The organism is Streptomyces rectiviolaceus, assembly GCF_039533825.1.
GTDB lineage: Bacteria > Actinomycetota > Actinomycetes > Streptomycetales > Streptomycetaceae > Streptomyces > Streptomyces rectiviolaceus.
On the sequence record NZ_BAAAUG010000027.1, the window covers coordinates 38,838 to 51,691 of the forward strand.

Annotated in this window: 12 protein-coding genes; 6 read left to right on the plus strand and 6 right to left on the minus strand. The window is 70.6% G+C overall.

What is annotated here, in order from left to right; genetic code table 11:
* The first annotated feature begins 89 nt into the window (after window positions 1-89).
* A complete protein-coding gene (locus tag ABD378_RS44145) occupies window positions 90-827 on the plus strand; it encodes a TerD family protein (RefSeq protein ID WP_425583824.1) in 738 nt (245 codons plus the stop codon).
* A complete protein-coding gene (locus ABD378_RS44150) occupies window positions 779-1,534 on the plus strand; it encodes a CAP domain-containing protein (RefSeq protein ID WP_425583825.1) in 756 nt (251 codons plus the stop codon). Before ABD378_RS44145 ends, ABD378_RS44150 begins: the two co-directional genes overlap by 49 nt.
* A gap of 42 nt (window positions 1,535-1,576) precedes the next feature.
* On the opposite strand, the gene ABD378_RS09395 is transcribed toward ABD378_RS44150, so the two are convergent.
* The 6 genes from ABD378_RS09395 to ABD378_RS09420 all read right to left on the minus strand — a co-directional run bounded on the left by ABD378_RS09395 (window position 1,577) and on the right by ABD378_RS09420 (window position 7,865).
* On the minus strand, window positions 1,577-2,587 hold the full coding sequence (locus ABD378_RS09395) for a Gfo/Idh/MocA family protein (RefSeq protein ID WP_344520089.1): 1,011 nt from the start codon (window positions 2,585-2,587) through the stop codon (window positions 1,577-1,579).
* Complete coding sequence (locus ABD378_RS09400; protein WP_344520090.1) at window positions 2,584-3,633, minus strand: Gfo/Idh/MocA family protein; 1,050 nt, start codon at window positions 3,631-3,633, stop codon at window positions 2,584-2,586. The genes ABD378_RS09395 and ABD378_RS09400 overlap by 4 nt, the downstream gene beginning before the upstream one ends.
* Before the next feature lie 84 nt (window positions 3,634-3,717).
* Window positions 3,718-4,560: a carbohydrate ABC transporter permease gene (locus ABD378_RS09405; RefSeq protein WP_344520091.1), complete on the minus strand. Its 843-nt coding sequence runs from the start codon at window positions 4,558-4,560 to the stop codon at window positions 3,718-3,720.
* Window positions 4,553-5,500: a carbohydrate ABC transporter permease gene (locus tag ABD378_RS09410; RefSeq protein ID WP_344520093.1), complete on the minus strand. Its 948-nt coding sequence runs from the start codon at window positions 5,498-5,500 to the stop codon at window positions 4,553-4,555. Before ABD378_RS09410 ends, ABD378_RS09405 begins: the two co-directional genes overlap by 8 nt.
* Window positions 5,497-6,753 (minus strand): ABC transporter substrate-binding protein, encoded by a 1,257-nt coding sequence (locus ABD378_RS09415; RefSeq protein WP_344520094.1) that lies wholly within the window; start codon window positions 6,751-6,753, stop codon window positions 5,497-5,499. The genes ABD378_RS09410 and ABD378_RS09415 overlap by 4 nt, the downstream gene beginning before the upstream one ends.
* 23 nt (window positions 6,754-6,776) lie before the next feature.
* A complete protein-coding gene (locus ABD378_RS09420) occupies window positions 6,777-7,865 on the minus strand; it encodes an ROK family transcriptional regulator (protein WP_344520096.1) in 1,089 nt (362 codons plus the stop codon).
* Window positions 7,866-8,297: 432 nt separating this feature from the next.
* Between ABD378_RS09420 and ABD378_RS09425 the strand changes: the two genes are divergently transcribed.
* The 4 genes from ABD378_RS09425 to ABD378_RS09440 all read left to right on the plus strand — a co-directional run.
* Window positions 8,298-9,329, plus strand: a complete 1,032-nt coding sequence (locus ABD378_RS09425; RefSeq protein WP_344520097.1) for a 2,5-dihydroxypyridine 5,6-dioxygenase NicX family protein — start codon at window positions 8,298-8,300, stop codon at window positions 9,327-9,329.
* Window positions 9,330-9,387: 58 nt separating this feature from the next.
* The gene (locus ABD378_RS09430) at window positions 9,388-10,659 is read left to right on the plus strand and encodes an FAD-dependent monooxygenase (protein ID WP_344520098.1); all 1,272 of its coding nucleotides are present in this window, start codon (window positions 9,388-9,390) and stop codon (window positions 10,657-10,659) included.
* Window positions 10,660-10,727: 68 nt separating this feature from the next.
* Window positions 10,728-12,125, plus strand: coding sequence for an MFS transporter (locus tag ABD378_RS09435; RefSeq protein WP_344520099.1), 1,398 nt, complete (start codon window positions 10,728-10,730; stop codon window positions 12,123-12,125).
* A 38-nt stretch (window positions 12,126-12,163) separates the two neighbouring features.
* Window positions 12,164-12,854 (plus strand): FAD binding domain-containing protein (locus tag ABD378_RS09440; protein ID WP_344520100.1); only part of this gene is annotated, 691 nt, incomplete at its 3' end.

Genomic DNA, 12,854 nt, shown 5'->3' on the forward strand with positions numbered 1-12,854 from the left:
TCTCAGCGGCCCTCCGCCTTGAGGTAGTACCCGCGCGGCAGAGCGTCCCGGCTGGGAACCTCGCGGTGGCGCTCTCGCGTTGTCCTTGCATGAACGAGCTGGTTGCCGGGGGGAACGTGCCGCTGCCGGACGGTGCCGTCACCCTCCGGGTGCCCGGCCCCTTCGACCTGTCCGTGATCGTCACAGGTGACAGCGGGAAGGTCGCGGGCGACGGCGACTTCGTCTTCTACAACCAGCCCGCCACGTCCGGCGCCCGGCTCCAGGGCGACACGGTCACGGTCGACGGGCGGCGCCTGCGCCCCGGTGCGAGCCGTGTCACGGTGGCCGTCAGCCCCGCCGAGCCGGGCACTCCCCTGGGCCGGCTGCCCGCCATCGCGCTCCAGGTGCACGGCCCCGGCGGCCTGCTCGTGGCCCGGTTCACACCGCCGCGCCCCGACCGCGAGACGGTGCTGCTGCTCGCGGAGATCTACCGCCGGGGTCCGGGGTGGAAGCTGCGGGCGCTCGGTCAGGGGTACGCGGACGGTCTTGCGGGGGTGGCGCGGGACTTCGGGGTGGACGTGGCGGAGGACGAGGCCACGCAGCCACCCGCCGCTGCAGGTCCACCGCCGCGCGCACCCGGCGGCCGGCCGCCGGCGCCCCCGGCGGCCGGCCGCCGACCGCCCCTGCTGGTCCGCCCTCGCCTCTGCGCCCCTCATCCTCCGGTCATCCACCGGCCGCCCGAACCGGCCCGCCCCGGCTCCATCCGTCCGCTCCGGCCGCCCCCGACGGATTCCTCGGCCTGGTCAACGCCGCGCGGGCGTCTGCGGGCGCGCCTCCCGTCTCCCTAGACGCCCGGCTGACGGCCGCCGCGGGCGCGCACGCCGCCGGGATGGCGGCGCGTTCCACGCTCAGCTCGGAGCACGCGGACGGCACGTCCCTCTACCAGCGCGTCGTCGCGGGCGGGTACGCGTACCTGGCCATGGGCGAGCATCTGGTCTCCGGGCCACGCACGCCCGCCGACTTCGTGGAGTACTGCCTCTCCGGCGAGCAGTCGCGGCGCACGGTGCACAATCGCGCGTACACGCACGTCGGGGTGGCCCACACCGCCGACGCGCGCTCCGGCGACGTCTACTGGACGGCGCTGTGGGCCACCCCGTTCAGCCCGCAAGGGCTCGCGGAGTGGGCGTCGGCCGTGCTCCGTCTCACCAACGCCGAACGGACGGCGGCAGGCCTGCGCGCCCTCTCCCCCGACCCGCTCCTGACGGTGGCGGCGCAGGGCCACAGCGCGGACATGATCGCCCGCGCCTTCTACTCCCACACCTCGCCCGACGGCGGCGAACCCTGGCACCGCGCGTCCGCCGCGGGCAGCACGCACCGCGCGATCGGCGAGAACATCGCCTGCGGTCAGCGCACACCCGCCGAGGTGGTGGACGGCTGGATGAACAGCCCAGGACACCGGGCCAACATCCTCAAGCCCTCCTTCACCCACCTCGGCGTCGGCTTCGCGGGCGGCGGCTCGGCGGGGACGTACTGGACGCAGCTCTTCGGCGGCTGAGGTCCGCCTGGACGCCGATGAGCGGCCCGCCGCCGCGGCCCCTCAGGCCACGGGCACCGGAACGCCGCTCCGGGCCGACGCGTAGCCCGCCGTCACTATCTTCAGCGTCCGCAGCCCGCCCTCGCCGTCGGCCACGTCCGTGCCGCCGTCCCCCGGCCCGTACAGGAACGCCCGCAGCATCCGCTCGTCCAGATCGGCGCCGAAGGGCAGTTCAAGCCCTTGTCCGCGGCGTTCGCTGTAGCCGTGGACCGACTGGTCGAAGGCGTCCATCTCCAGGGTCGCCCGCTCACCGACCACAGTCAGTTCGAGCCCGCCCCAGGAGTGGTGGGAGCGCGGATGCGACCAGCTGCAGTCGATCGTGGCCACCGAGCCGTTGTCGTAGGTCACGGTGACCAGACCGCTCGTCTCGGCCTCGACCTCGCCCTCGTACATGCGGTTGTTCGTCTGGGCGTACACGTCGACGGGGCGGGCCTCGCCGAAGAGGTCGTCCAGCAGGTCGGCTATGTGGACGGTGTGGTCCATCAGGGCGCCACCGCCCGCGAGTTCGGGATCGGCGAACCAGCGCCGGGAGGCCGGCATGGAGCCGTTGTTCGCGCCGGACACGGTCAGGACCCGGCCCGCCTCACCCGACGCGACGGCCGCCTTGACGGCCGCGTACGCGGGACTGAAGCGGACCGGGAAGGCGACCCCGAGCCGTACGCCGGCCGCGTGGCACGCCGCCAGCATCGCCTCGCCGTCCTCCACCGTCGTGGCGAGCGGCTTCTCGCACAGGACGTCGACGCCGTGAGACGCCGCGAGCTCCACCAGCGGACGGTGGCGCGCGTTCTCGGAGCAGACGATCACCGCGTCAGGGCCCCAGGCGAAGGCCTCCGCGTACGTCTGCGCGTACGCGACCCCCATCTCCTCCGCGAACGCGTGTCCCCGCAGCTCACCGGGCGCGGCCGACCCGGTGTCCGGGTCGCTGCCGATGACCTCGACACCCGGCATACGGGAAAGGAGCCGCAGGTATCCGGCCGCGTGGACATGGGCGAACGACAGCACGGCGACCTTCATCGCGTGACCTCCTTGGTGATCGTCCGGGTCTCGGTCGCCCGGCTCGTCCCGATCTCGATCGCCCGGCCCGTACGGCTCGACTCGACCGCCGCCTCGGCGATCCGTACCGCCTCGATCCCGTCCCGCGCGCTCACCCGCGGCTCACCACCGCCCTCTTCCCAGGACGCCGCGAACTCCCGCAGCTCGGCCAGGTAGGGGCTCTCCGTCATCGGGCTCGACGGGATGCCCTCGTTGGCCGCGCGTACCCCCTGTGCGGTGATCCGGTAGCCGGGCACGGACGTGGAGTCGTGCCGCAGCAGCCCGTCGCTGCCCGCGATCCGGAACGTCGTACGGAACTGCTGGTCCGCGAGGCCCCACAGGCCGGTGATGTGGCTGATGGTGCCGGAGGCGTGGGTGAGGACGGCGGTCGCGGAGACGACCTCGGCCTCCGTGCCGCCCGTGGTGTGCTCGACGCCCCGCGTCTGCGCGTGCACGCGGACCACGTCGCCCGCGATCCAGCGGGCTATGTCGATGTCGTGCACCATCAGGTCCATGATGACGCCGCCGGACTTGGCGGGGTCACCGAACCAGGGCGCCCACTGTGGTCGCGCACCGCCGCGCGTGAACCGCAGTACCGCGAGATCACCCAACTCGCCTCGCTCGACCGCCTGTCGCATCGCCGCGTACGCCGGGAAGTACCGCACGACATGGGCGGGGTGCAGCCGCACGCCCGCCGCTTCGGCGGCTGCCGCGATCTCCTCGGCGTCGGTGGCGTTGAGCGCGAGGGGCTTCTCGCAGATGACGTGCCGGCCCGTGGCGACGGCCGCGAGGGCGAGCTCCTTGTGGGTGGGGGTGGGGGTGCAGATGTCGACGGCCGTGCAGTCGGCGAGCAGTTCGTCGAGGCCCGCCACCACGGCGACCTCGCGCCCCGCGTACTCGGCGGCGAGCTTCTCCGCCGAGCCGTCGACGGTGTACACGCTGACGCGCGCACCCAGTTCCAGCCAGCCGGGGAGATGGGCACGGGCGATGCCGCCCGCGCCGATCAGGCCGATGTGAAGCGGTCGCATGAAGGGAATTACCTTTCCTGGTCCAGAGAGGGGGTCGGCGGGGGTCGGCAGGGATCGATGGGGGTCGGCTTCTTGAGGCGGGCGTCAGCTCTTGGATCCGGAGAGCGCGACGCTCTGCACGAAGTGCCGCTGCAGGAAGACGTACACGATGAGCATGGGAAGGCTCGCGATCAGCGAACCGGCCATCATCACGGGGTAGTTGGTCTCGAACTGCCCCTCCAGTGAGGTCAGTCCCGCGCTGATCGGCATCTTCTGCGGGTCGGTGTTCACGATCAGCGGCCACAGGAGGTCGTTCCACGACCACATCGCGGTGATGACGGCGAGCGCGGCGAGCGCGGGCCGCACTAGCGGCAGCATGATCGACCAGAAGATGCGGAACGGCCCCGCGCCGTCGATCCGTGCGGCCTCCTCCAGCTCCTTGGGGAGCGTCAGGAAGAACTGCCGCAGCATGAAGGTCCCGAACGCGCTGAACATGCCCGGCAGGAACAGCGCGGGCGCCGAGTTGAGTAGGCCGAGCCGCTGGATGATGTCGTACTGCGGCAGGACGAGCAGCGAGCTCGGCACCATCAGTACGGACAGGAAGAGCGCGAACAGGACGTTGCGGCCCCGGAATTGCATGCGCGCGAAGGCATAGGCGGCCAGTGAGCAGAACACCAGCTGCCCGACCGTGCGTCCCACGGTGTTGAAGACGCTGTTGAACAGCATTTCCCGGAACGGCAGCGCGGTGAAGACCTCTTCGAAGCTCGACCAGTTCCAGGTGTCGGGCAGGAAGGTCGGTGGCACCTTGGCCGTCTCGGCGAGGGACTTGGCGGCGGTGAGCAGTTGCCACAGGAAGGGGAAGACCATCACCAGGGCGCCGAGCGAGAGCGCGGCGTGGGTGGCGACCGAACCGGCATTGATACGCCGACGGGGCGAGGACTCACGCATAGTGCACCCACCTCTTCTGCAGCCTGAACTGCACCAGCGTCAGCGCCGCGATGATCAGCATGAGCAGGAAGGCGAGCGCGGCGGCGGCGCCCTGGGCGTTCTCGACGAAGGCCCATTTGTAGAAGAGGCTCACCACCGACTGGGTGTCGCCGATCGCCGGGTTCTTCTCGGCCATCATGATGTAGATCAGGTCGAAGGTCTGCAGCGAGTTGATCATGCAGATGATGGACGCGAAGAAGATCGTCGGGCTGAGCAGCGGCAGTGTGATCGTGAAGAAGCGGCGCAGCGGCCCGGCGCCGTCCAGCTCGGCGGCTTCGTAGTAGTCCTGCGGGATGCCCTTGATGCCCGCCATGAAGATGATCAAGTAGTAGCCGGTGGTCGACCAGACCATCACGGTGCCGATCGCGTACACGGCGGTCGAGGGGTCGGAGACCCAGTAGCGGCGGTCCGCGCCGAACCACTCCAGAACTTCGTTGATCAGTCCGTAGTCGCCGTTGTAGAGCCAGTTCCAGACGAGGCCGACGGCGACGGGCAGCGTCACGAACGGGATGAAGTACAGGGCGCGGTAGAGCGATACGCCGCGCAGTCCGCGCCGGTTGAGCAGCGCCGCGACGCCGATCGCGAGCGGCAGGGCGAGCAGCCCGATGACGCAGTAGATCAGGGTGTTGCCGAGCGCCTGCCAGACCGTGACGTCCTTCAGGACGCGCACGTAATTGTCCGTGCCGACCCACGTGTTGCCGCCGAACGCCCCGAACTCGGTGAAGCTGTAGTAGAAGGTCTGGAGCAGCGGCCAGAAGTAGAAGACGGCGAAGCCGATGCCGAGCGGGGCGATGAAGAGGTAAGCGGCGCGCTGGCTGCGGGACTTGGGCGCGGAACCTGCCGCCGGTTTGCTTCGGCTCGCCTTCCTCGCCGCCGCCGTGGAGGGAAAGACACTCATCATGCGCGCTCCTCCTTCAGGGCTCGGTCCATCTGTTCGCCCAGCGTGCGGGCGGCGCTCTCGATGCCGCCCTTTCCGCTGAACGCGGCGCCCAGGAGCGGGTATTGGAGGTTCTCCCAGACCGCGGTGTTCTTCGAGCTCGGGTACGGCACGGCGTACTCCAGCATCTCGACGAAGCACTTCAGGTCGAACTCGGGCATCGACTTGAACCACGCGTCCTGTGTCCCCTCGTACGAGGAGATGGTGATGCCCGCCGACGCCTGGATCTCGGCGGCCTTGCGACCGGCCATGAAGTGGACGAACTTCCAGGCGGCCGCCTTCTTGCGACTCTTGGCGGAGATGACGTTGGCGAGGCCGTGGATGATCGTGGCCCGCTCCCGGCCCTTGGGCAGGACGGTGACGCCGCCGTGGTCCTTGATCGCGGGAACGGCGTGATACTGCCCTGAGAACGCGGATATCTCGTAGACCATGGCGGCCTTCTCCGACCAGAAGCGGTTGCGCGCCTTGGACTCGACCATCGCGCTCTGCGGCGGTGACCAGCCGCGGTCGATCATGTCGGTCCAGTAGCGGAGGCCCTCGATGGAGCGCTCGTCGCCGAAGCCGGACTTCCCGTCCTCGAGGACGTAGCCGCCCGCTCCGTGGATGGCCGGGTAGAGCTGACCCTGGCGGTCCATCTCGGCGGCCATGCCGTGCACCCGCTCGCGCGGGTCGGTGAGTTCCGCGGCGGCGTCGCGCACGTCGTCCCAAGTCCACGTCGTGTCCGGGTACTTGATGCCCGCCTTGTCGAAGAGCGCCTTGTTGTACCAGAGGCCGATGGTGTCGAAGTCCTTGGGGATGCCGTACTGCGTGCCCTGGTAGGCGTAGATCTTCACGAGCGATTCCGGGTGGCGGTCCACGGGGGTCGCGTCGCTCTCGATGTGGCCGCTCAGCGGCTCCAGGACTCCGCTGGAGGCGTACAGCTGCAGGTTAACCGCGTTCATCCAGAACACGTCGGGGGCCGTCCCGCCGCGCATCGCGGTCTTCAGGGTGGTCCAGTAGCTCGACCAGGGCGTGAGCTCCATGCGCACGGATATGCCGGGGTTCTCCTCCTCGAAGGCGTCGATCACCTTCTGAAGACCCGGCACTTGGGCCACGTCCCACACCCCGTACGAGAGGGTGGTCCGGCCACCACTCCCCTTGCCGTCGTCACTCTGGCCGGAGCAGGCGGCGAGCAGGGGCGCCGCCATCGCTCCGTACAGCAGAGTCCTCCTGCGCATGAGCGCCTCCTGTTCTAGGGCTTCTAGAGCGCCGAATCCGTCAGGAGATCGGATTCGACCTGGTCAAGTGCCTTGCGTACGGCGCCGATCGCGACGCCCTGTTCGCCGAGCGTGCTCAGCGCGATGCGTGGGACGTGCAGGGTCAGGGGGCGCAGCCTGTCCTCGATCAGCGGCACGAGATGGCCGCCGAGCGGGGTCGCGCCGCCGGTGAGCACCACCAGCTCCGGGTCGACGGCGAGGGCGAGGGCGGCGATGCCCGGCGAGATCCGGTCGGCGAAGTCCGTCACGGCGGCGAGTGCGCGCGGGTCCGCCGCGTCCGCAGCGCGGGCCAGGGCGGCCACCTCGGACTCGCCGGCGCGCCGCTCACCCTTCCAACTGAGCGCGTCCTGAGCGGTGTTCATGCCGAGCAGCGGAAGCAGGCCCAGCTCGCCCGCGCCGCCCCGGCGCCCCCGGTGCAGCCGCCCGCCGATGGTGAGGCTGCACGCCACGCGGTGTCCGGTCAGGACGCAGACGACGTCACCGGCGAGGGTGGCCGCGCCCTGCCAGCGCTCGGCGAGCACGGCGAGGTTCACGTCGTTCTCGACCAGGGTGTGGCCCGGCTCCCCGTCGGCCAGGAGCCGCCCGAGGTCGACGCCGGACCATTCGGGGATGACGTAGGAGGTGATGGTGCCGCCCGCGTCGACGACGCCGGGTACGCCGACGCAGCGGGCGAGGAGATCGTCGCGCCGCACGGAGTGTGCGTCCAGGAAGGCTTCGAGTCCCTTCCGAAGCAGGTCGAGCCGTTGGGCTCCGCCCAGCTCCGGGTCGATGTCCTCGCGCCGCACGGCGAGCACCGTCCCGCCGAGATCGGCGAGGAGCAGCACCATCTTGTGCAGGCCTATGTCGGCGCCCACGACGCGGCCCGCCTCCACGCGGAAGCGGAACCGCCGGGCCGGGCGCCCCGGTGCGCGCTCGCTGTCGTCGCGCTCGGCCTCCCCGGCCCAGCCGTGCGCGGTCAGCTCCTCGACGGCGGATTCCACGGTGGGCCGGGAGAGTCCGGTGCCCGCGGCGAGCTCCGCGAGTGTCTGCGGGCTGCGGCGGTGCAGGGCGCGCAGCACGACGGTGGTGTTCAACCGGCGCAGCGAGGCGAGATCGTGCCCTCGTGTCCCGTTCCGCAACACTTCTTCACCCCATGTCGAGGCCGTGGCAGCGCTGTTGACCAGTGGGTCAACGGCTGCTCCCGGAGATTTAGGAGGAGACTTGCATATCCATGGCCGAGGGGGAACCCCCTTCGCGCCGCCCCGCCATCCTGATGACCCATCAGGAAACACCCGGGTTAACTCCGTGCACGACCCCTTGCCAACGGAGATAGTACGTGTTCGGATTATCTCAGTCGGGCGGTCACCCACCGCCTCGTATCCGCAGCTCAGACCCTGTGCGGCGGGCCAGTGAGGCCTGCCTGAGCACCCCATAGCTCCCCCATGCCCCCTCGCAATCCCCTCGCACGATGTGTCCGGAGTCGTGCTGCCCGCATCCCCGCGGCAGCCCGAAAGAAGGGATCCCCCGTGTTCGATCTTTCGTCCGTCGATCTGCTCGACGCGTTCACCCGCGAACTGCGACTGTGCAAGCTCCGCGAGGGCGAGCACGTCGTCGTCCTCTCCGAGCCCGGCAGCCGCGGCGACTATGTGGCGGCGGCGTTCGGTGCCGCGAAGACCTGCGGCGCCCATGTCATCGCCGCGACCGTCCCCGGCGGCAGCCCCGCGCCGATGCCGAGCACCCACACGGGCGCGGGCCCAGGCCTCGTGTCCGTGCTCAACGACTCCACCGCGCAGGACCTGCTGAAGTCCGCCGATCTGGTCGTCGACCTCACCCGCGAGGGCTTCATCCACGCGCCGGTGCAGCAGGAGATCCTGCGCGCGGGCACTCGCATCATCTTCGTCTGCGACGCACCCGACGTCCTCATCCGCAATCTGCCCAAGGAGGCCGACAAGGACGAGGTCCTCGAAGGCGTCCAGCTGCTCAAGCGGTCGTCCGTCATGAAGGTCACCTCGGACGCGGGCACCGATCTGACCGTGCAACTCGCGGGCTCCAAGCCCGAGTTCCAGTGCGGTTTCGCCGACGACCCGGGCCGCTGGGACCACTGGCCGAGCACCATGGTCCTGTGCTGGCCGGAGATCTCCGACGGGCAGATCGTGCTCGCCGAGGGCGACATCCTGCTGCCCTTCAAGGAGTACGTCCGCCAGCCGGTGACCCTGCAGATCGCGGGCGGGCAGATCGAGAAGGTGTCGGGCGGCGCCGAGGCCGAGCTCCTGTCCACCTTCTTCGAGGACGCCGACGACCAGTGGGCGCGCAGCCTCTCCCACATGGGCTGGGGTCTGATGCGTACGGCCGACTGGTTCGCCACCGCGATGTACGGCAAGGACGACCTGATGGGCATGGACGCCCGCGCCTTCGCGGGGAACTTCCTGTGGTCGACCGGACCGCACCCCGTCCTCGGGCGCGAGTCGTACGCGCATCTCGACATCGCCATGCGCGGCTGCACCGTCACGGTCGACGACACGGAGGTCGTGACGGGCGGCCGTCTCACCGAGCGCTGACCCGCGCACCAACTGCCCGTACGCATCGGGAAGTACGCATCAGGAAGATGGAGGAAGCGTGGCGTCCAGCCAGTCGTACGAAGTCACCGTCGTCGGAGGCGGCCTCGGTGGCCTGACCGCCGCCCTCGCGCTGCGGCACCGCGGCCTGCGGGTCACCGTGCTCGAACAGGCGCCGCAGCTCGGCGAGGTGGGCGCGGGCATCCAGACGGCTCCGAACGCCAGCCGCATCCTGCTCGGCCTGGGTCTGCGCCGGCAGCTGGAAGCCATCCACACCGAGCCGCTCGACCAGGTGCGGCGGCGCTGGAAGGACGGCAGCATCGTCGGCCTGACCTCCCTCGGCCGGCGCTGCAAGGAGCAGTTCAACGCGCCATACTGGCACTACCACCGGGCCGACCTGCACCGCGTCCTGATGGACGCCTGTGTCGACCCTGCGGGTCCCGGCCCTGTCGTGGCACTGCACACCGCGAGCAAGGTCGCCGAACTCGACCGCACCGACCCCGCGCGTCCGGTGGCGGTCACGGACGACGGGCGGCGGTACGTGTCCGACGTCGTCATCGGCGCCGACGGCATCCGTTCCCAGGTGCGCGACCTGATGGGCGCACCCGACACCCTGCTGTTCTCCGGCGAGATGGCCTACCGGGCCCTCATACCGGGCGAGTTGATCGCGGCCGACCCGGCGACGCGCTGGCTGGTGGACCGCTACCAGTCCACGATCTGGTACGGGCCCGACCGCCATCTGGTCCACTACATGATCCGCGGCGGCGAGTTCCTCAACATCGTGGCCTGCGTGCCCTGCACGGACGAGGTCGCCGAGAAGTGGTCGGTCGCCGCCACCGCGCAGGACCTCGTCGACGCCTTCCCCGGCTGGGACGACCGCGTCCCCGCGATGCTCTCCAAGGCGAAGGAGGACGTCTCCTGCTTCGCGCTCTACCACCGGCGCCGCGACCCGGTGTGGCAGGACGGCCGGGTCGCCCTGCTCGGCGACGCCTGCCACGCGATGCTCCCCTACCAGGCGCAGGGCGCCTCGCAGGCCATGGAGGACGCCGCCGTGCTCGCCGAGGAACTGGGCGCTGTCACGACGGACGGCATCGAAGGGGCGCTGCGCCGCTATGTGGACCGGCGCGCCAAGCACGCCGGGATGGTGCAGGACGCATCCCTCCATAACAAGACCTTCTACCACTTCCCCGACGGCCCCGAGCAGCAGGCCAGGGACGAGAAGCTCCGCCGGGACTTCGACGGCGAGTCCGATCTCTCCTACGACTGGCTCTGGGGCGGCAGCCCGCTCAACGACCCCGATCTCGGCGCTTTCTCCTACCAGTTCACCCGCTGATCCAGCAGGACCTCCCCGGCACCCGCAACCGCCGCAGTACGTCCCCGACACGACCCCGTGGAGCGAACGTGAAAACAGGCGATCAGATTGTTCAGGAACTTCCCTGGAGATGGTCGGTCCAGGGCAAGATCTTCATCATCGGTGGCCTCGGCTACCTCTTCGACGCGTACGACATCGCCTTGAACGGCTTCCTCATGCCGCTCCTGGGCAAGCACTTCGACCTCTCGCTCAGCGAGCGCGGGCTCGTCGCCACCGCGAACCTGGTGGGGATGGCCGTGGGCGCCGTCGCCTGGGGCGCGGTCGCCGACCGGATCGGCCGCAAGAAGGCGTTCAGCGTCACGCTGCTGATCTTCGCCATGTTCTCGGTGCTCGGTGCGCTCGCGCCGACGTATCCGGTCTTCCTCGCCCTGCGGTTCCTCGCGGGTGTGGGGCTCGGCGGCTGCATCCCCGTGGACTACGCCCTGGTGGGCGAGTTCTCGCCGCGCAAGTACCGGGGCCGGATCCTGACCGCGCTCGACGCGTGGTGGCCGGTGGGCGTGACCCTGTGCGGGCTCGTCTCGACGGCGATGCTGACCCTCGACGGCAACTGGCGATGGATGCTGGCGACGATGGTGCTGCCCGCGCTCCTGCTCTTCTGGGCCCGGCGCGGCATCCCCGAGTCGCCGATCTATCTGTCGAAGAAGGGCCGCGAGGCCGAGGCACGGAAGGTGATCGACGACCTGGTGGCACGGACGGGCGCCCCCGTGGAGCCCTACGTCATCCCCGAGCCGCCGGTGGACGACGGGCCGCGCGGAGTGGCCGCCGCCGTCGACCAGTTGCGCCGCATCTGGCGCTTCAGCCCGCGCATCACCTCCGCGGCCTGGCTGCTCTTCTCCACGATCATGCTCGTCTACTACGCGGCGCTGAGCTGGATGCCCTCGATCCTCAAGGAGGAGGGCCAGGGCGACACGGCCGCGTTCATGAGCACCACCCTGATGAGCGGCGTCGGCATCGTCGGCGTGCTTGTCTCCACCGCCCTGGTCGACCTCGTCGGCCGCAAGTGGCTGATCGGCGTCTCGGCGCCGGTCGCCTCGCTCGCCCTGGTGGTGTTCGCGCTCGTCCGGGACCTGCCGACCGGCTCGGTCGTGGCCATCGGCGTCTTCGGCTTCCTGGCCCAGCTGGCCATCCCCGCCCTGTACGCGTACGTCTCCGAGCTCTACCCCACTCCCCTGCGGGCCAGCGGCTTCGGCTGGGCCTCCTCGGTCAGCCGGGTCCTCACCGGGTTCGCGCCGCTGCTCTTCGGTTCGGTGATGTGGCCGGTGCTCGGTCTTCCGCTGACGTTCGCCGTGCTCGGCGGGACGGTCCTGGTGGCCGTCGCCTGGATGGCGGTGGCGGCGCCGGAGACGAAGGGGCGTGCGCTGGACGGAGAGGAGGAGCCCCCGGCATCCGCGGCGCCCCTGCCGGTCGCCGAGCAAGCGGCGCTCTGACCGCGCCCGTCACGCACCGTACGTACGACAGGAGGACCATGAAGCCCGCCCCCTTCGCCTATCACCGGGCCCGCGATCTCGACGGCGCCACGCGGCTGCTCGCCGAGCTCGGTGACGACGCCAAGGTCGTCGCCGGCGGCCAGAGTCTGGTCGCGATGATGAACTTCCGTCTTGCCCGGCCCCGGCACCTGGTCGACATAGGCGGCCTGCGGGAGCTCGACCGGCTGCACACCGACACGGCGGGCGGGCTTCGCATAGGGGCGCTCACCACCCATCACACGGTGGAGACGGACCCGGCGGGGCTGATCGGGGCGGACTTCGGGGTGCTGCGCGAGGCCATGCCGTGGATCGGGCATCTGCCGATCCGCACGCGCGGCACGGTCGGCGGCAGCATCGCGCACGCCGATGCCACCGCCGAGTGGTGTCTGCTCGCCGTGGCGCTCGACGCCGAGTTCGTGGCCCGCGGGCCACGCGGTGAGCGCAGGATCGCGGCCGTGGACTTCTTCCTCGGCTACTACACCACCGCCCTCGACTTCGACGAGATCCTCGTCGAGATCGTCTTCCCGCGCCCGGCACCGCACGCCGCGCTCACCGAATTCGCCGAGCGGCAGGGGGACTTCGCGCTCGTCTCCGCCGTCGTGGACCTCGACGCCGGGGGCGGCACCGTACGCGGCGGGCGCGTCGCGCTCGGCGGGGTCGCCGCCGCCGTGGTGCGGGTGCCGGAGGCGG